The sequence below is a fragment of the Hymenobacter coalescens genome (assembly GCF_054783195.1).
Genome location: NZ_BAAGRA010000007.1, coordinates 240,449 through 259,764, shown reverse-complemented (window position 1 = coordinate 259,764; position 19,316 = coordinate 240,449). Strand labels below are relative to the sequence as shown.

General features: G+C 65.4%; 12 protein-coding genes and 1 tRNA gene. 7 read left to right on the top strand and 6 right to left on the bottom strand.

Annotated elements, in window-relative coordinates; genetic code table 11:
* The first annotated feature begins 451 nt into the window (after positions 1 to 451).
* The 3 genes from ACYVKQ_RS06630 (at position 452) to ACYVKQ_RS06620 (ending at position 9,773) form a co-directional block, all read left to right on the top strand.
* A complete protein-coding gene (locus ACYVKQ_RS06630) occupies positions 452 to 7,018 on the top strand; it encodes an FG-GAP-like repeat-containing protein (protein WP_460576894.1) in 6,567 nt (2,188 codons plus the stop codon).
* Between the two features lie 282 nt (positions 7,019 to 7,300).
* Positions 7,301 to 7,990: a peptidase associated/transthyretin-like domain-containing protein gene (locus tag ACYVKQ_RS06625; RefSeq protein WP_460576892.1), complete on the top strand. Its 690-nt coding sequence runs from the start codon at positions 7,301 to 7,303 to the stop codon at positions 7,988 to 7,990.
* Between the two features lie 550 nt (positions 7,991 to 8,540).
* Positions 8,541 to 9,773, top strand: coding sequence for an NADP-dependent isocitrate dehydrogenase (locus ACYVKQ_RS06620; RefSeq protein ID WP_460576890.1), 1,233 nt, complete (start codon positions 8,541 to 8,543; stop codon positions 9,771 to 9,773).
* A 216-nt stretch (positions 9,774 to 9,989) separates the two neighbouring features.
* Here the strand turns inward: ACYVKQ_RS06620 and ACYVKQ_RS06615 are convergent, their stop codons facing one another.
* The 5 genes from ACYVKQ_RS06615 to ACYVKQ_RS06595 all read right to left on the bottom strand — a co-directional run bounded on the left by ACYVKQ_RS06615 (position 9,990) and on the right by ACYVKQ_RS06595 (position 16,649).
* Positions 9,990 to 10,499 carry a DUF2243 domain-containing protein gene (locus ACYVKQ_RS06615; RefSeq protein ID WP_460576889.1) on the bottom strand — a complete coding sequence of 170 codons (510 nt, stop codon included), beginning with the start codon at positions 10,497 to 10,499 and terminating at the stop codon, positions 9,990 to 9,992.
* Positions 10,457 to 10,699: a hypothetical protein gene (locus ACYVKQ_RS06610; RefSeq protein WP_460576886.1), complete on the bottom strand. Its 243-nt coding sequence runs from the start codon at positions 10,697 to 10,699 to the stop codon at positions 10,457 to 10,459. The genes ACYVKQ_RS06615 and ACYVKQ_RS06610 overlap by 43 nt, the downstream gene beginning before the upstream one ends.
* Positions 10,700 to 10,806: 107 nt before the next feature.
* Positions 10,807 to 12,861 carry a HelD family protein gene (locus ACYVKQ_RS06605; RefSeq protein WP_460576885.1) on the bottom strand — a complete coding sequence of 685 codons (2,055 nt, stop codon included), beginning with the start codon at positions 12,859 to 12,861 and terminating at the stop codon, positions 10,807 to 10,809.
* Between the two features lie 215 nt (positions 12,862 to 13,076).
* Positions 13,077 to 14,195 carry a PepSY-associated TM helix domain-containing protein gene (locus ACYVKQ_RS06600; protein WP_460576883.1) on the bottom strand — a complete coding sequence of 373 codons (1,119 nt, stop codon included), beginning with the start codon at positions 14,193 to 14,195 and terminating at the stop codon, positions 13,077 to 13,079.
* A 12-nt stretch (positions 14,196 to 14,207) separates the two neighbouring features.
* Positions 14,208 to 16,649: a TonB-dependent siderophore receptor gene (locus ACYVKQ_RS06595; protein WP_460576881.1), complete on the bottom strand. Its 2,442-nt coding sequence runs from the start codon at positions 16,647 to 16,649 to the stop codon at positions 14,208 to 14,210.
* A 446-nt stretch (positions 16,650 to 17,095) separates the two neighbouring features.
* Between ACYVKQ_RS06595 and ACYVKQ_RS06590 the strand changes: the two genes are divergently transcribed.
* Positions 17,096 to 17,884, top strand: coding sequence for an MBL fold metallo-hydrolase (locus tag ACYVKQ_RS06590; RefSeq protein ID WP_460576880.1), 789 nt, complete (start codon positions 17,096 to 17,098; stop codon positions 17,882 to 17,884).
* Between the two features lie 283 nt (positions 17,885 to 18,167).
* On the opposite strand, the gene ACYVKQ_RS06585 is transcribed toward ACYVKQ_RS06590, so the two are convergent.
* A tRNA-Lys gene (locus ACYVKQ_RS06585) sits at positions 18,168 to 18,240 on the bottom strand.
* Positions 18,241 to 18,477: 237 nt separating this feature from the next.
* Here ACYVKQ_RS06585 and ACYVKQ_RS06580 point away from each other — a divergent pair.
* Genes ACYVKQ_RS06580 through ACYVKQ_RS06570 form a run of 3 tightly spaced genes read left to right on the top strand, consistent with a single transcriptional unit; the run spans position 18,478 to position 19,092 of the window.
* Positions 18,478 to 18,831, top strand: a complete 354-nt coding sequence (locus ACYVKQ_RS06580) for a dihydroorotate dehydrogenase (RefSeq protein WP_460576878.1) — start codon at positions 18,478 to 18,480, stop codon at positions 18,829 to 18,831.
* The gene (locus tag ACYVKQ_RS06575) at positions 18,776 to 18,910 is read left to right on the top strand and encodes a hypothetical protein (RefSeq protein ID WP_460576876.1); all 135 of its coding nucleotides are present in this window, start codon (positions 18,776 to 18,778) and stop codon (positions 18,908 to 18,910) included. The genes ACYVKQ_RS06580 and ACYVKQ_RS06575 overlap by 56 nt, the downstream gene beginning before the upstream one ends.
* A gap of 59 nt (positions 18,911 to 18,969) precedes the next feature.
* Complete coding sequence (locus ACYVKQ_RS06570; protein ID WP_460576873.1) at positions 18,970 to 19,092, top strand: 30S ribosomal protein THX; 123 nt, start codon at positions 18,970 to 18,972, stop codon at positions 19,090 to 19,092.
* The last annotated feature ends 224 nt before the right edge of the window (positions 19,093 to 19,316 follow it).

The window sequence follows — 19,316 nt, the reverse complement described above, 5'->3', positions numbered from 1 at the left end:
TATGCGTTCGGCCAAACCGGCGAAGAGAGCAAGTTAGCGGCCTTTTCGGCGGCGTTGGCGGGCCGGCCATTCGGAGGGCCGCCGCGCCGGGGCCTCTGCGCGAGGTAGGGGCGTCGGCTTCGCTTACCAGGCCGCGCGGGCCGAAACAAAAGTGGCCGCCCGCGTCAGCTCCGGAAATTCCTTTCGCCCACCCCGCCGGATTTCTCGACCAAGGCCCGCTTTCCATCTATGGCCTGTGGGCAGCCGGAGCTGGCAGTGCATCAGCGGGCAGCGCGGCCTGGCGCTGCCCGCTGATGCACGCTTGGATTGAAATGCTGCTCAGGCACTTTAGCAACTAGGTTCAAATGCGCTACCTACTATATTTCGGGAATAATCCAGCCTCGTCAAATTACTTCACCCTTTTCGCTGCCTGCGCTTGATTCACATCTTTACCTCCCTATCAACTTCTCGTTTGGGGCGCTCTTCCCCCTCCCGGCTTCGGCGGCTGTGCTGGGGCGGCGCGCTGGCACTGGCCGGGCTGGCCCTTAGCCCGGATGCCCGGGCACAGCTGAGCGTGGTCAGCCGCCAGCCGGCGCGCAACGCTCCGGCGGCCCCGCGCAACACGGCCCTGACCCTGGGCTTCTCGCAGGCGGTATCGGCGGCTTCGGCGCCCAACCTGCGCGTGTACGGCACGCAGCTGCGCGGCAAGCGCCCCGGCGGCGTGGCGGGCGGCGGCACCAGCACCCTCACCTTCACCCCCAGCCAGAGCTTTGCCCCCGGCGAGCTGGTAAGCGTAAGCCTGCCGGCGAGCATCAGCAGCACGGGCGGCAACGCCTTGCCGCGGCAGGTGTACCAGTTTACGGCCGCCACCGGCGGCCCGGGCCGCGGCTTTTTCCTCGACACGGCCGTGGTGGGCAACACCCGCAACCGCCACCAGCTGCTGGGCGACGTGGACAACGACGGCGACCTGGACCTGGTGACCACCGGCGCGCTGTTCGGCTGCCGCATCTTTTTGAACGACGGGCAGGGCCATTACCGCTTCAAGACCGGCATATCGACCGGGCAGGAGCCCACCGGCGCCGTGATGGCTGATGTGGACCAGGATGGCGACCTGGACTTTTTGGTCGGCGACGCGGACTTCAACACCGTCACCGTCTGCCTCAACGACGGCACCGGCGAGTTCCTGGGTTCCGTCACCGGGGCGCAGAACGCACCCGTCGGGGCCCGCCCCGTCGGCGTGGCCGCGGGCGACGTGGACGGCGACGGCGACCTGGACTTCGTGACGGCCAACGCCGACGGCGCCTCCTCGACGGTGCGCGTCAACAACGGCAGCGGCCTCTTCAGCACGGCTACGACCGTGAGCATGGGCACCGGCCCCACGTCGGTGGCCCTGGCCGACATCGACAACGACGGCGACCTGGACCTGCTCACCACCAACGAGGGCACTTTCAGCAACCCCACCGGCGTGGTCAACGTGAGCCGCAACAACGGCTCCGGCTCTTTTGGCGCCTACACCAGCGTGGCCGTCGGGCTGCAGCCCTCGGAGCTGGCCCTGGCCGACGTGGACCACGACGGCGACCTGGACCTGCTCACGGCCAACGCCGGCGCGGCCTCCGTGAGCCTGCGCCTGAACACCAACGGCACCTTCAGCGGCAGCACCACGCTGGCGCTGGCCCCGGGCAGCACGCCCAGCGGCCTGCGTCCCGGCGACGTGGACGCCGACGGCGACCTGGACCTGGTGGTGGCGCAGGGCACCGGCGGGCGCGTGATTACCTACCTGAACGCGGGCGGCACCTTCACGCCCCAGGGCCGGCAGCTGCGCCTGAACCTGAGCGCCGCCACCGCCGTGCCCGCCGACGGCGTCGTGCTCGGCGACGTGGACGGCGACCTGGACCTGGACCTGCTCACCTCGGACGGCCAGGGCCAGGTGATTCTGAGCCGGAACGCCGGCACGCCCCTGCCCCTGCCGGCCCCGATCATTGCCAGCCTCACGCCGGCTTCCGGGCCTATCGGCACCTCGGTTATCCTGGCTGGCTCGGCGCTGACGGACGTCACCGAAGTTCGCTTCAACGGCACGCCGGCCCCGGGCTTCGTGCTGCGCGGCGCGGGCACCGAGCTGGAAGTAAGCGTGCCGGCGGGGGCCACCTCCGGCCCGGTCACGGTGGTGACGGAAGACGCGGGCACGGCTACTTCGCCGGGGTCCTTCACCGTCACCATTCCGGTGCCGGTGCTGCTGACGGGCATCACCCCGGCCCGCCACACGCCCAATGCCCCGCTGGCTACCAGTATCAGCCCCACCTTCAGCGCGCCCATTACGGCCGCCACGGCCGAGCACCTGCGCGTGTTCGGCAACCTGCGCCGCGGCCGCCGGGCGGGCACCCTGACCGGCGCCGGCACGACGACGCTCACCTTCGACCCCGCTCAGGACTTCGCGCCCGGCGAGCTGGTGAGCGTGAGCCTGCCCAACCGCCTGCAAACCTTCGACGGCAACCGCGTTAACAAGCAGGTCGTGCAGTTCACGGCGGCGGTCGGCGGCACGGGCCGCCACGATTTCGTGGTGGCCAGCACCATGGCCCTGCCGAGCACCGCCGGCTTTCAGGCCGGCGACCTGGACAACGACGGCGACGTGGACGTGGCCGTGCCGGCCGGCGCGCAGGGCGTTCAGCTGCGCCTCAACAACGGCAGCGGCACGTTTAGCGCCGCCCCGGCCGTGGCCAGCAGTCTGGCTGCCGACGTCATCGTGCTCGGCGACGTGGACGCCGACGGCGACCTGGACCTGCTCAGCAGCTCCGCCAACGGCAGCGGCGCCGTGTGGCGCAACGACGGCACCGGCACGTTTGTCAGCGCCGGCGCTTTCTCGGCGCTGACAAACCTGCGGAAGCTGCTGCTGGCCGACGTGGACGCCGACGGCGACCTGGACCTGCTGACGGTCAACAGCACGGGCATCAGCACCCTCCTCAACACCGGCACCGGCAGCTTCCCGACCAAAACCGACGTGACCCTTCCCATCACCCCGACCGACGCGGCCGTCGGCGACGTGGACCGCGACGGCGACCTGGACCTGGTGCTGCCTGGCCAAGCCAGCTCGTGGCAAAACAACGTGCTGGTGGTGCTGAACGATGGCAACGGCACCTTCGGCACCACCGCCAGCCAGACGCTGACCACCGACGCCACCGCCCGCGTGGCTCTCGGCGACCTGGATGCCGACGGCGACCTGGACCTGGCCCTGATGAGCCTCGTCGGGAGCCAGTACCAAACCATCGTCCGCCTCAACGACGGCAGCGGCCGCTTCGGCAGCGCCGTGGCCTCGGTGGCGCTGGGCGGCCCCACGCTCGCGCTGGCCGATGCCGACGGGGACGGCGACCTGGACCTGGTCACCTACGCCGGCGTGGGCCTGAACAACGGCAGCGGCGGCTTCGCGCAGACGGCCCGCACCACCAGCCCGGGCACCACGGTGGCCTCGCAGCTGATTCTGGCGGACCTGGACAGCGACCTGGACCTCGACATGCTCACGGACGACCAGACGGGCCAGATTCGCGCCAAGCTGAACCGCCCCGGCCCGCCGCCCGCGCTGACGAGCCTGGCGCCGGAAAGCGGCCCGGTGGGCAGCAGCGTGCTCCTCACCGGGGAGCACCTGCGCACGGCCTCGGCCGTGACGCTGAACGGCGTGCCCGTCACCGCTTTCACGGTGTTGTCGGCCTCCCAGCTGATGCTGACGGTGCCCGCCGGCGCCAGCACCGGCCCGGTGGCCGTGACCACGCCCGGCGGCACGGCCACCTCGCCGACGCCGTTTACCGTCATCCAGCCCCTGGCCGTGACGGCGCTGCAGCCCACGCGCCATGCCCTCACCGCCCCGCGCACGGCGGCCGTCAGCGTCACGTTTGCGCGGCCCGTGGCGGCCAGCAGCGCCAATGAGCTGCGCGTATTCAGCCACCGCCGCGGGGGCCGCCTGGCCGGCACGGTTTCGGGCGGCGGCACCAGCACGCTCACGTTCACGCCGGCGCAGCCCTTTGCGGCCGGCGACGCGCTGAGCCTCAGCATTCCCGACCGCGTAACGGGTACCGACGGTAGCCGGGCGCTGCGGCAGAGCGCGCAGTTTACGGTGGCCGCGCACGGCACCGGCACCGGCCTGTTCCTGCCCAGCAACTACGCCGGCCCCCATGCCGCCTACAACACGCCCTACGGCTTCGCGGTGGGCGACTGGGACGGCGACGGCGACCAGGACCTGGCCACTACCAAAGGCAGCCTGCGCTTCAACGACGGCCAGGGCGCCTTCCCTGACAGCATCGACTACGTGCTCTACCCGCAGACGCCCTTCCCGCGCCACATCGTGGCCGGCGACGTGGACGGCGACGGCGACCTGGACTTGGTAACCACCAGCGGCCACCTCGACTTCAACAACGGCCAGGGCACGTTCGCGCAGCAGCCGCAGATTGCCGGGCTCGACGCGGACACGCGCGACCTGGCACTAGGCGACATCGACTCGGACGGCGACCTGGATTTCGTGGCCCCGATCTACGCCCGCGACTCCGTGCTCATCGGCTTCAACGACGGGGCGGGACGCTTCAACACCCGCCTGAAGGTGCGCGTGGGCCGCTTCCCCGCCAGCATTGCCCTGGGCGACGTGGACGGCGACGGCGACCTGGATTTTGTCACCGGCAACGAGGGCACCACCAGCAGCACGGTCAGCGTGGGCTTCAACAACGGCATCGGCTGGTACGCCGACGTGCAGACGCTGAGTGCGGGCAGCGACCTGCTGCAGGTGGCCCTCGGTGACCTCGACGGCGACCAGGACCTGGACTTGGTGACCAGCAACGGGCTGGTGCGCTTCAACGACGGCCGCGGCAGCTTCTCCGGCTCGCAAACCACGGTGGCGGGCACGGGCCTGGCCCTGGCCGACGTCGATTCCGACGGCGACCTGGACCTGATCATGGCCGGCCTGGGGGGCGCAGCCCTGCGCCGCAACGACGGCACCGGCCTCTTCAGCGGCACCGAAACGGCTCCGCTGGGCACCGGCAGCCTGGGCCGCGCTCCGCAGCTGGCCGATCTGGACGCGGACGGCGACCTGGATTTGCTGCTGGCCAATACGAACGGCAACGAGGTGCACGCGCTGTTTAACCAGCGCGTGGCCCCGCCCGTCATCAGCAGCTTTGCCGCCGTCAGCGACGTGGTCGGCGCGCTGGTCACCATTACCGGCACCGACCTGATCGGTACCAGCAGCGTGAGCTTCAACGGCACGCCGGCTACTACGTTCACCGTCCTGACGGCCTCGCAGCTGCAGGTGCGCGTGCCGGCCGGCGCTACCACGGGGCCGCTGCAGGTCACCAACCCGGCCGGCACGGCTGCTTCCGCCACGGCCTTTACCGTGCTCCAGCCCGTGGCCGTGGTGGGCCTCAGCCCCCGGCGCAACGCTACGGTGCCGCGCAACACGCCGGTCAGCGTGCAGTTCGGGCAAAGCATTTCGGCCAACACGGCCGCCAACCTGGCCGTGTTCAGCCAGCGCCGCGGCGGCCTGCTGGCCGGCACCCGCGGCGGCGCGGGCAGCGCCACGCTCAGCTTCACGCCCAGCCGCGCCTACGAGCCGGGCGAGCTGCTCAGCGTGAGCATTCCGAGCTACGTCGACGCCAACCAGCGCCGCGTCACGCGGCAGGTGTATCAGTTCCGGGCGGCCGTGGGCGGCACCGGGCGGGGCACCATGTCGGCGCCCACGCAGCTGTTTTCCGCCTCCGACCGCCCGCCCCAGGCCGCCGACGTGGACGGCGACGGCGACCTGGACCTCATCGGTGCCGTGAGCACGCAAGTCTATCTGCGGCTCAACACCGGCAACGGTGACTTTGCCAGCCCCGTCACGCTGCTGAATTACCCGCGCGAAACCATCGGCGGCCTCACCCTGGGCGACGTGGACGGCGACGGCGACCTGGACCTGGCCGTGGCCGACGTGAAGGATTACCAGCACAACTCCGTGGTGAACATCCGCCTCAACAACGGCCAGGGCGCGTTCAGCGGGACGATGCAGGTGCCCGTCGACGAAGGCCCGCACCAGGCGGCGCTGGTCGACATCGACGCCGACGGCGACCTGGACCTGGTGACCGGCAACGGCGGGCGCGTGGCCTGCACCACCAGCGTCCGCTACAACGACGGCCAGGGCCACTTCACCCGCGGCCACGACCAGCGCACTTCCGTGGGCTCGGGCTCCATCACGCACATGGTTTTCGGGGATGTGGACGCCGACGGCGACCTGGACATGCTGTTCAGCACTTACTTCGCGGCCATGCTGCGCCTCAACGACGGCCAGGGCCATTTCACCCGCACCACCACTTCGCTGCCGATTCCGGGCAACTTCACCGCCCTCGCCCTCAGCGACGTGGACACCGACGGCGACTTGGACATCATGATCCTGTTGGTCAACAACGGCCTGACGGTGCGCATCAACGACGGCGCGGGCAACTTCCCGACCCTGGTGGACAGTAGCGGGCCCACCTGGATTCACGGGGGCCTTGACGGCATGGCGGTGGGCGACCTGGACGCCGACGGCGACCCGGACGTGGCTCTGACGGGCTACTACAATGACCGGGTATTAATCCTGCTCAACGACGGACAGGGCTTCTTTACCGATAGCCAACGCATGCAGATGAACAGCGCCGCGCGGCCGTACGCGCCCTTGCTCGGCGACATCGACCGGGACGGCGACCTGGACCTGATTCACGCGACGTTTTCTTCGGGCCTGCAGCGCTACTTCAACGGCAGCCGCGGCCCCACGGCCGCCGCAGCCGCCCAGGCTCCCGCCGGCGTGAAGCTGTACCCGAACCCGGCGCACGGGCAGTTTGTGGTGGAAATTCCGGCCGAGCTACGGGCGGCCGCTGCCCGGGCGCCGCTGCGACTCTATAACTCGGTGGGGCAGCTGGTGCGGGAGCAGCCCGTGCAGCTTTCGGCCAACGGCCGGCAAACGCTGCCTGTGGCCGACTTGCCGGCGGGCATCTACACGCTGCACCTGAGCCTGGGCGCGCACACGGCGGCGCTGAAAGTGGTGCTGTATTAACCTGTAGAACCCCGGCGGCTTCGCCCTTGAACCTGACTAAAATTCCGAGACACAAACGCCCCGGCTGCCAAGTGCAGCCGGGGCGTTTGCGTCTCGGGAGTGGGTGCTGCCACTTGTAATTTTGAACTTCTGCCGACATCATGTCCGGTCCAGATTACTTCTACTCTATCTAAGCCTCTCATGAAGTAGGAGTTGCCTCTGCCTTGCTTACATTTCAGTCAAATAATCAACCCAAGCTATTCTTACATGCTGATTATTCCTTCAAAACGTTGGCCCCTGGCTATGGCGGCCCTGCTTGTGCTGGCCGGCTGCGGCAAGGACTCCAGCAAGCCCAGCAGCACCCAGGTCTCCGGCCGCGTTACCATCCTGGATGAATTCGGCCGGGAAGCCACGGACAAAAGCGGCGTGCAGGTTGCGGTGGAAGGAAACGGCGCAACCGCAGTGACCAAAGCGGACGGTAGCTTTTCCCTGACCGCACCTACCGGCATGCGCACCCTGGTGTTCAGCAAGCAGTACGTGGGCACGTACCGGCTCATCGATCAGGCCCTGGCCGGCAATGCCACTCCGTTGCCACTCGTGCGCCTAGGTACGAGCTCAACGGCACCGCCCATCATCACCATGGTCGTGCGCGGTGCGCCCGGCCTGCTGGTGTACGGGAGTTCCTCCTTGCCCAACGCGCCGGGGTACCCGCCCCGTCGTCACCGCCTGTTTTTCAGCTCGCAAACCCCGCTCACCCCGACCGAATACGGCTACTCGTTCTCCGGGAAAACCAACGTGGGCAGCGACCAGTTTGTGGATACCGTCAGCTACCAGCAGCTGCAAGCGGCCGGCTTGCGGCCCGGTGCCACGCTGTATGTGCGCGCCTACGGCGACAACGCGTACGCCGATGCCTACCGTGACCCCGGCCTGAACCGGCTCATCTACCCGGCCGTGGGCGCCAACGGCTCCAGCATTGCCCAGTTTCCGTATTAGATACGCCGCCTGGTAGGTGCGCATGCGCTACAGCCGCAGCAGCGCCGCTTTCCTCTTTTTGCTGAACTTAAAACGCCGTTCGCCTAGTGCGAACGGCGTTTTCATTTGGCGAAGAATAGCCTTGTGCATCCGCCGGGCCGCCCGGTCAATAGCCGTTACGCTGCGCTACCGAGCTGTTGCCCGAACGGTTCCGCTCTCAGTCACGAACCGGTGGTGCCCCGCGTTATGCTATTACCTACATGGCTCAGCGGCTGAAGAAGCGTGAGTTCCCAGAATAGCTTCCAGGACACGTCAGGTGGTCGGCATGGCCAGCAGCGGTCGTAGCCCTTTGGCCCCTGACGCACTGCTGTCTGGCAGCCCGCTCCGCGCTACCTCCGTCGTAGCCGCAGCAGCTGACCATAGCCTTGCGTATACGGGCCGCGGCATACGCGCGAGCTACGGTGCGCAGTCGGGCAGCAATTCTCGCTTAAGTTTAGCCCTGAAAACGACGCTTGCCCTGCTTCGGCAGATTCGGCAGGTCAGCAAACATCACTTCAATACCCCTGAGCACATGACCAAAATCAAGGTAGCAAACCCCGTGGTGGAGTTGGATGGCGACGAAATGACGCGCATCATCTGGAAGTTTATCAAAGACAAGCTCATCACTCCTTATCTGGATCTGGACATCAAGTACTACGACCTGGGCATCGAGTACCGCGACCAGACCAACGACCAGGTGACCATCGACGCGGCCAACGCCATCAAGCAGTACGGGGTGGGCATCAAGTGCGCTACCATCACGCCCGACGAGGAGCGCGTGAAGGAGTTCAACCTCAAGCAGATGTGGAAGTCGCCGAACGGCACCATCCGCAACATCCTCGATGGCACGGTGTTCCGGGAGCCCATCGTGATGCAGAACGTGCCGCGTCTGGTGCCGAACTGGACCGCCCCCATCTGCATCGGCCGTCACGCCTTCGGCGACCAGTACCGCGCCACCGATTTCGTGACCAAGGGCAAGGGCAAGCTTACCATCACCTTCCAGCCCGAAGACGGCGGCGCAGAGCAGTCGTTTGAGGTGTACAACTTCAAAGGCGACGGCGTGGCCCTGGCCATGTACAACACCGACGAGTCGATCCGCGGCTTCGCGCATGCCTGCTTCAACCAGGCGCTGATGAAAGGCTGGCCCCTGTACCTCTCGACGAAAAACACCATCCTGAAGAAGTACGACGGCCGCTTCAAGGACCTGTTCCAGGAAATCTACGAGCAGGACTACCAGGAGAAATTCAAGGCTGCCGGCATCACGTACGAGCACCGCCTGATTGACGACATGGTGGCCTCGGCGCTGAAGTGGAACGGCAACTTCGTGTGGGCCTGCAAAAACTACGACGGCGACGTGCAAAGCGACACGGTCGCCCAGGGCTTCGGTTCGCTGGGTCTGATGACCTCTACGCTGGTGACGCCCGACGGCGGCACCATGGAGGCCGAAGCCGCCCACGGCACCGTGACGCGCCACTACCGCGACCATCAGAAAGGCAAGCCCACCTCCACCAACCCCATCGCCTCCATCTTCGCCTGGACGCGCGGCTTGGAGTTCCGGGGCAAGCTCGACGGCAATCAGGAGCTCATCGACTTCTGCCACGCCCTCGAAGCGGTGTGCATCGAAACCGTGGAAAGCGGCAAGATGACCAAGGACCTGGCCGTCTGCATCCACGGCAACCAGGTGGAGCACGGCCGGGACTACCTCTACACGGAGGAATTCTTGGCGGCGCTGGACGAAAACCTGAAGGTTAAGCTCGGCAAATAAGCGGCGCCCCGCTTTGATATACCAGCCCATCCGGCCTCCGGATGGGCTGGTTTCGTTTCGGCCAGAGGCGCCCGTCCCGACAATACCCTTAGACCGGCGCGGGGCAGCTGAACCGATGCCTGAGCTGGCGTGCCCTGCTCACCGGCCTTTCCCTCTGCCATGACGGTTGGGTTTTGCCCAGGGCAGGCCTTGAGCACCTCAGGATAGCGGCAAGCCTTAGCGGGTAGCGTGGGCAGACGGCGTGGCATCGGTGCGGCCGCGGCGAATCAGCAGCGCGCCCGCCGCCACCTGCAACAGCCCGAACGCCTGAAACCCCAGGTCGGCCGGCAGGTGGTCGGGGGTGTACTCGTATACGTGGTGCAGCCCAAGCAGCAGGTGGTCGATGAGGCCTTCGACAACGTTGAACAGCCCCCAGCCCAGCACCAAGCTGCCCCCAAACGTCCGGCCCGACCACGGCACGTCGCGCCGGTGGCCTACGCCCCAAAGCAGGCGCAGGCCCAGCGCCGTCATCCCCCATACGGCGGCGTGAAACACCCCGTCCCAGTACATGTTGACCTTCGCATCGACCAGATTGTTGGGCGGCAGCTTGCCCGAGAGCATGTTGTGCCACTGCAGGATCTGGTGCAGCACGATGCCGTCGACAAAGCCGCCCAGCCCGGCTCCGAGCAGGATGCCAGCGGCAATTAGCGGGGCGCGGTGCCGCGCCGGCGCGGAAACGTTTTCCATGGAAGCAGCTTCGGGGAGTAATACAGCAGCAGGCTCCCGCCCACCAGCAACAGGATGGGCAACAGCAGCACCAACGCGTTAGCCGAATAACCGGCAGTATAGATGCCCGCCTCCACCTTAGGCCGACACACGGTGCAGGCCTGGGCCGCGCTTCCCGGGGCCAGGCACGCGGCCAGCAGGGCAATAAGCTTAAATGGCATACACGGCAGCGGCTAAGGCACCGAGGTGCAGCAAAACTACGCGCCCCTGCGGCCCGGGGTTACCGCGCAACTGCCTGCCCAGCGCAGCCCCACCCGGCACCCGCCGCCTACACTACCTGCGCCAAAAACGCGCTGATTTCGCCGGCATACGTCAGCGTGAGCTGGTGCATGGCCCGCGTGCACGCCACGTACAGCATGCTTTTGTCAATTCCCGTTTTGTAGTGCCGGGCGGAGACGAAGGGCACAATAACGGCATCAAACTCCAGGCCCTTTGCCACATGGGCGGTGGTCACGATGACGCCTTCCTTGAAGGAAGTGGACTCGGCCGTGAGCAGATGCACCCCCGGCGCCTGCAGCGCCTGGTACACCTGCGCGGCTAGGCGCGGGGTTTTGCAGATGATGCCCAGGGAATGGTTGCCCGAGCCGGCAAAATCCGCCACGAACTGCCGGATAGCCCCCAGCTCGTCCTCGTGGCTAGTGCAACGCCGCACTACGGGCTCCGGCCCGTGCCGCTCTAGTGGGATGATGTGGGGATTCGGCGTAATACGCTGGGCAAAGGCCGTGATTTCGATGGTGGAGCGGTAGCTGCGGTAGAGCTTCACCACGTCGGCCTGCGGAAAGACGCGCTCGATGTCCTCGGCCGAGGAGGCGCTGTAGGGATTCACCGTCTGGCTGACGTCGCCCAAAATGGTCTTGCGGCACTGGAACAGGCGGGACAGCACGGCGTACTGCACCGGCGTGTAATCCTGCATTTCATCCACCAGCAGGTGCCGCACGTGGTCGTAGGCAGTGAGGCCCTCCAGGCGCAGCCGCAGGTAGAGCAAGGGAAACACATCCGCGTATTCCAGGCGCAGGCTGTGGTCGAGCTTCAGCAACTCGGGCTGGCCCAGCCAGCGGTAAAAGTCGCGGTAGAGGTCCAGCACGTTGTGGAAGCGGAACATGCGGGGAATTCCTTCCCCGATCGTGGCTTTCTCCCCGCCGGTCAGCTTGCGGCCGGCAGCGTCCCGCACGTAAGCCCGCACGTCGTTGGCCACCAGCGCAAACCGCTTCAGCAGCGGCACCCGGTGGTAAGTTCTGAACTTCTGCTGCACGACGGCCGCGGGCACGACAACCCGGCCCACCCGCAACTCACCCACCGTGAAGTAGTGGTTCTCCACGTGCAGCAGGTACTGGTTTAGCTGGCTGAGAAAGTCAAACGAGGACTTGAACCGGATGCGTTCGATGAACGCGGCGTCGTGGGCCTCCAGCAGCGCCGACACCTGCTCGAAGAAGGTTTGGAACGAGTACCGGTTGTCGAGCAGGTCGGCCGCCAGCTCGTCCATGCCCATTTCCGGGATGTGCTCCTCCCCCAGCTCGGGCAGCACGTTCGAGATGTAATCCGCGAAGACCTTGTTCGGGGAGATGATGAGGAGGTCTTTGGCCGCGATGGTGTCGCGGAAGCGGTAGAGCAGGAACGCAATGCGGTGCAGGGCAATAGAGGTTTTGCCCGAGCCGGCCACGCCCTGAATGACCATTACCGGCGCCGTCTCGTTGCGGATGACCGCGTTCTGGTCGCGCTGGATGGTCGCGACGATGGTCTTCATCTTGTCGTCCGAGGACTTGGCCAGCTCGCGCTGCAGCACGTCGTCGTGAATGTTCACGTCGCTGTCGAGCAGGAACTCCAGGCGCCCGTCGCGGATCTTGTACTGGCGCTTGAGCTCGATGCGGCCCTGAATGGCGCCCGACGGGGTGGTGTACGAGGCCTCGCCCAGCTCGAAATCGTAGAACAGCGAGGAAATGGGCGCGCGCCAATCGTAAATCAGGTTCTGGCGCTGGCCCTCGTCCAGGAAGGAATGCACCCCGATGTACACCGGCGTTGTCCCCTGGTTCGGAGTGACGAAATCAATGCGACCGAAGTACGGGGACTGCACGAGCTTGAGCAGCCTGCGCTTGCGGGCTACCGCGGCTTCGCCCGTGAAGGCCATGCGGTTGATCGACTGGCCGGCGGCGACCATGTCCGCGTCGTCCATGCCGGACTGGTGCTCGTGGATGTACTGCTTTTTCTGCCGAAGCTCGTCGGAAAACTGCCGGACGGCGTCGTCCACCCGCTTGATGGCCAGGGTCAGCCGCTCCTTTATTTCTTCCAGGTGTTCTCGTTCTTCTTGTTCGGTCGCGTGTTGCACGGGCAGCGCTTAAAAGTTGGCCTCAAAGGAGCCGTAAAATTGCAACTAGTCGGCAGCAACCTCACTACTGCGCGCTTGGCCGGCTCGTCACAGGACGGGCGGAATTCCCAGAACCGCACCAACTGCGGGATATTTCCTGGTAGGCAGAGCAGTCCACGGACGCGGAGCCATCGGTGCCGGAGCGGGCTCAGCCAAACAGGAATAACGTATGCTGGTCAGGAAGCATGCGCCGTCGGCTGACGCTGACACAAGGCCGCGCGGGGCGCCGTGCGCCGGCGCCACAGCAGGTAGCCGGTGAGGCTGAGCAGGGCCGGCGAAAGCCCGCCCACTACCCAGAGTGCCTTCACCAGCCAGCCGCCAAACTGCCCGAAGTGCAGCGTCAGGGCCACCAGCTCTGCCCGCTCGCCCAGCCCCGCGTTCCGCACATCGTCGGCCCGGACGAGGCGCCCGGTGCGGGCGGACAGTTTCACGGTCTGGCTAAAGTCGCCGTACAACGGCCGGTTGGCCAAGCGTCCCATGACGGTGACCAGGGTATCGGTGGCAGTACGGGGCAGCAGCAGGCCTTGCACCTGCAAGCCGGGTACGGCCGCCGCCGCCCGCTGGGCCAGCGTGTCGAGCGAAGCCCGCACGGCGGGCTGCGCCTGCAGCTTCGGCCCGGCCTCGGCGCTGTCGGCGCCCGGCAGCAGCGAAGCCCGCAGCATCCACGCCCCGCTGCCGGCCAGCACTAAGTTGAAGAGCAGTGCCCACACGCCCACTACCCGATGCATGCCCGAAGCCGCCGTGCGGGCGTTTTTCCAGTTGATGCCCTGCCGAAATAGCAGCACGGGCAGCAGGTGCTTGCGGTACACCACCGCGCCCGTGCCCACGCTCAGCAGCAGGGCCAACCCCAGCAAAGCCACCACCGTCTCGCCGGCTTTGCCTGCCAGCAGGCTGTAATGCAGCCCGAGCAACCAGCCAAAGAAATGTGCCCGGGCGTCGCGCTGCCCCAGGTAGCGCGACGTGTAGGGGTCGAAGTAGGCCAGCGTCCAGGTATGGTCGGGCCGGTCGACGCTGACTTCCACGGCCTGATCGGGCGTTTCGGGCAGGCGGCGTAGGCGCAGGTAGGCTGGGTGGGGAAACCGCTGCCGGGCCGCCGCCAGTACCCCGTCGAGGGAGGGGCGCGGGGCGGCGGGCACGGCCACGGTGAGCAGGCGCGGGTTCAGGGCGTGGTCCAGCTCGGGCTCGAAAAGCAGGACGACACCGCTCAAGCTCACAACTAGCAACAGCAGGCCAGTGGCCAGCCCCAACCAGCTGTGCAGCTTAAACAGACGCCGGGTAAGGCGGGAGCGGGACATGCACCGGCGAATTTAGAAGGTGTAGCCCGCGGTGAGGCGGAAGGAGCGGCCGTTACCCACCCACACGATGTCGCGGAAGAACACGCCGGAATAGTAGCGCGTATCAGCCAGGTTGTACAGGTTCAGCGCCAGCGAAACACCCTTGAACTCGTAGTTTACCACCGCGTCGAAGGTTTTATAGCCCGGCACTGAGAAGCCCGAATCGAAGCTGTAGCGCTTGCCAACGTAGTACGTGCCCCCGCCGAAGCCCAGGCCCCCTAGTTGGCCCTTAGGCACGGTGTACACGGCCCACACGTTGCCCGAGTGGTTGGGTGCGTTTTCAAACCACGGCGAGCCGTAGGGCTGGGCGGGGTTGCCGTTCTTAGTGATGCGCGCCTCGTTGTAGGCGTAATTGGCAATCAGGTTCAAGCCGGGCAGCACGCGGCCCGTGAGCGAGGCTTCCACCCCCTTGCTGGTGGCCTCGTTGCCGGCAATCTGCCGCTGCCCATTCGGGTCGTTGGGGTCGGTGGTGAGGATGTTCACCTTACGGATGCGGTAGAAGGCCAGCGAGCCAACCAAGCGGCGGTTCAGCAGCTCGGTGCGGGCGCCCACTTCCCACTGCTTGCCGGTTTCAGGGTCGAAGGGGCCGCCGCTACGGGGCAGGTTGGAGTACTGCGGCTCGAAGCTTTGGCTGTAGGAGGCATACAGACTCAGCGCGGGCAGCGGCTGGTACACCAGCCCGGCGCGGGGCACCAAGGCCGAAGCCGATGAGGTGTCGCGGGTAGCTACCACGGCCGCAGTGGGGTCGCTCACCTGGTCGGTGCGGTCCAAGTCGAAGCTGGTGCTGCGGTAGGTATCGTAGCGCAGGCCCAGCACGGCCTTGAGCTGCGAAGTCAGCGTAAGCTGATCCTGTACGTAGGCGCCGACGAAGCGCGTGGGATTGTCGTAGCGGGCGTTGTAGCCTTCGCCGCGGTAGGTGCCGCGGTCGGTCTGGCCGTACTGCGGGTTGAAGACGTTCAGGCCCGGCACGCCCGCGTAGCTCTGGGCGTAATCATAGCCCCGCTGGCTGTTGCCGTAATCTACGCCTGCCAAGATGGTGTGCTGCACCGGGCCGGTGGTGGTTTTCCAGGTCAGGAAACCGTTGACGAAAGCGTCTTGGCTTACGTCGTCGAAGTCGCGGAAATGGCGGTTAATGTTGCCGGTAACGGGGTCAATAGTGGGCCTCCGCACCCCATTAACAACTCGGCCGCGGGTGACGTGGTGATACTGTTGCCGAGAATTGTAATAGGTATAACGAGCCAGCAAATTCACGCTCAGGTTTTCCGATAGGCGGTGCTGCCCCAGGAATTGAGCGTTGGCAATTCGGTCCGAGCCCCGGTCGTTGGCGTCGTGGTGGCTCCAGTCGCGCGGCAGTACGCCCAAGTTTTCCTCCACGGCCATGATACCGCGGTTGTACCAAGTGCCGCCGTCCTCGTTCTGGTGGAAGTAAGAGGTGGTTAGGGTCAGATCGGTACGCTCAGAAGGCCGGAACGTCAGCGATGGATTGACGAATACGTTGCGCGTTTTCCAGTCGCGCATTTGGTGGTCGGTGCGCTCGGCGCCGGCCACCACGCGGTAGAGCCACTTGCCATTGGCGCTCAACGGGCCCGTGGCGTCGGCTACGCCGCGAAACTGGTTAAAGCTGCCGTAAGTCAGGCGCACCTCGCGGCGGGCCTTGGCCTCAGGGAGCTTGGTGGTCTGATTGATGATGCCGCCGGGCGCGGCAAAGCCGTAGAGCACCGAGGCGGGGCCTTTCACGGCCTCCACGCTTTCCAGGTTGTAGGTGGGCTGGGGCGTGTACGAGGAGCCGCCCAGGCGCTGTCCGTTCAGGGCAAAGTTGCCGGTGGTGGAGCGAAACCCGCGCAGGTTAAAGTCGTTGTACCCGCCAAACTGGGTGATGCCGGCGAAGTTGCGGATGCTCTCCTGCAGCAGCTGCACCTGCTGGTCGCGCAGCACGGCCTCGGGCAACACCTGCACGCTCTGCGGAATGTCGCGCAGCGGCGTTTCGGAGCGGGTGGCTAGGTTGGTGGCGTCGCGCTTGTAGGCCGTGTAGCTGCGGCCCGTCACGGTCACCTCGCTCAGTTCCTGGGTGCTGGGAGCCAGCTGCAGGGCAGGCAGGCGCAGGGTGCCCGCTTCCGGCACGTCCACCGCCTGCTCCACCGGGGCAAAGCCCACCGCCGTGGCCACCAGGGTGTACCGCCCCGCGGGTACGCCCGCCAGCGTAAACCGGCCTTGGGCATCGGTGGTGGCCCCGTAAGTCGTGCCCTTCAGGGCAACGCTAGCAAACGGAGCAGGTTGGCCGTCGGCGGTACGAACGACGCCCTCGAGCGTGCCGCCGGCTATGGCGCTGATGCGGGGAGAAGAGAAACCAGGAGCAGCCAAAGACGAGAGCGGCAATCCCGTCGTTAGCAGGGCAAGCAGAAGAGTGGAAGGCATGAGCTAAGAGGTGTAACAGCCGAGCAGGTGTTCAAGGCTGCTATTTTGGAATCTTTCTAAACAACGGCAAAAGTAGTGGCCGAACGTCCTTCCTCCAAGCCCAAGTTGAATGTTACGCAGCGTATTAATTGGATTTAATCACGCCGTCAGCTGCAGAGTGCCCTACATAATCGGCTTTCCGCTATGCGCATATAGATGTACTCACCGCCTCAAAAGCCCGTTTCGCGGTTTCCGCCAGGATAGTCAATAACCCTACACCAAAGAATCTTATCATCCTGATAACCGGCTTGCTGCTCCATAGTGGTCGTCAGACGGCGAGCGAGTGGTCAGCGAGTAAACTTGCGCGGAGCAGCCCGGTTTATTGCCTCGATTATCCGTAGTAACGGCTTTGGCGCCGCTCTTCTCGCGCAGCGTCAGCCTTGCATTCACCAGACAGGCAGTAACTGATGAAACTCCCCTATGTGCTTACGGCCGCGTTGGCTGCGTTGACAGCTTCGGCACCGGCTCAAACCGTTTCCCCCGTGGCCACATCGCGCGCGGCTGCCGATCAAATTGCCACCAAACAAGGCCCGCTCACGGTGCAGCCTATCACGCACGGCAGCGTGGTATTTACCTGGAACGGCAAAACCATCTATGTGGACCCCTACGGCGGGGCGCAGGCCTATGCGGGGTTGGCCGCTCCCGACGTGGTTCTCATTACCGACATCCACGGCGACCACCTGGACCCCAAGACGCTGGCAGGCCTCTCCCTTGGGAAAGCCCTACTGGTGGTGCCGCCAGCAGTAGCAGAGCAACTGCCAGCGGCGTACCGAGCGCAGGCACGCATTCTGCGCAATGGCCAGCACCTCGACACACTGGGGCTGCACGTGTCGGCCATACCGATGTACAATCTGCCCGCTACGGCCGATGCGCGCCACCCCAAGGGTCGGGGCAACGGCTACGTGCTCAACCTGGGCGGCAAAAACGTGTACGTGTCCGGCGACACCGAAGACATTGCCGAAATGCGCGCCCTGCGGGGCATCGACGTGGCCTTCGTGTGCATGAACCTGCCCTATACCATGGACGAGCAGCAGGCGGCGCAGGGCGTGCTGGCTTTCAAACCGGGCATCGTGTATCCGTACCACTACCGGGGGCAGAACGGCCTAAGCGACGTGGCTTCTTTCCAAAAAACGGTGCAAGCGGCCAACAAGAACATCGACGTGCGGCTGCGTAATTGGTATCCTGCGGCCCCTTGAGGCAGAGCATGGGGCTTTTTGTAGACCATGCCCGTTGATCTGCTTCGCTAACCGACGGTAAAGTTACAGGGCGCGCAACTCGCCCGGCTGGCAGATAGAATCCGTTCCTGAGCAGTGTATGGGCTCTGGCTCCGCTTCACTGCTTTTTGTAAACCACTGAAGCGGAGCGCCCAGCAACCGCCACAGCAGCTCAAATCAGCCGTACGTGTCTGGTCTGCCTGACGCAGACACCTACTTCGGCAAGCAAAAAACCCCGTCTGCGGTTTGCAGACGGGGTTTTCAGTGATTCCGCTGGGATTCGAACCCAGGACCCATACATTAAAAGTGTATTGCTCTACCAGCTGAGCTACAGAATCAGGCTCCTTCGGGGAAAGCACCGCTTTCGTTTAAAGGGACGGCAAAAGTAGTAACCGAGACGGTATATCCCAACACCTGGTTACGATTATGTGCTCAAACTGCGCGTTCGGATTTATTAGCAAGCTTATTATCAGCATTATAAAATCAACAAATAATCAACGAAGCTTTAGGGCCCCTCCGCAGGTACTTCCGGAATAGATTTGGAGCTTTGCGGCACGGATTTCTTGCGGCGCGCCATGTCTCAAGTTTTACTTAGACCGCTACTGCTCCAGATTGCGCCCGCCCTGAACTACGAGCAGTTCGATGACCTCATCGGCATTGAGCAGGAAGCAGGCCTCAGCGGAGTGGTAGCCACCAATACCCCCATCGACCGCAGCGGACTGCGCACGCCCGGGGTAGAACAGCGCGGGGCCGGCGGCCCAAGCGGCGCCCTACTACGCGCCCGCGCCACCGAAGCCATTCGGTACCTGCACCAAGAGTTGGGTGGCGCTTTTCCCATCATCGGGGGTGGGCGGCATCTTTACGCCAGAAGACGTGGTGGAAAAGCTGACCGCAGGCGCGTCGCTGGTGCAGCCCTACACGGGCTTTAGCTACGAAGGCCCGGCCGTAGTGCGGCCTATGTGCCGTCAACTTGTGGCGGGCGCACCCGTACAAACAGCCGGACGCTAATCCCACCTGGGCCTGGCCTCCGTTGTTTTGTTTTTCACTCACACCAAACGATTTGCAGCATGGGCAAAGGAGACAAAAAGTCGCGCCGCGGAAAGCTCAGAAAGGGCACCTTCGGCAAGCGCCGGCCGCACAAAGTGGCCAAAAAGCCAACCCCCTCGACTGCCAAACCCGCGACGGAGTAGTCGCATTCGGTCACACCAGCCAACCGGCCACTGCCCCACCCCGGGCAGTGGTCGGTTGGTTTTTGGCTGCCTTGCTGCGGCAGCGGTGCCGTCCAGCCGACGTGGCAACCAAGGGAGAGGCCGTGCCAGCAGCCCGCGGTCAGAGACATACTCGGGTTTGAACCGCCACTGGCCCGGCATTGGCAGGACAGCTACCCCGGGCCGACGGACCAGCGTTTCTTCCA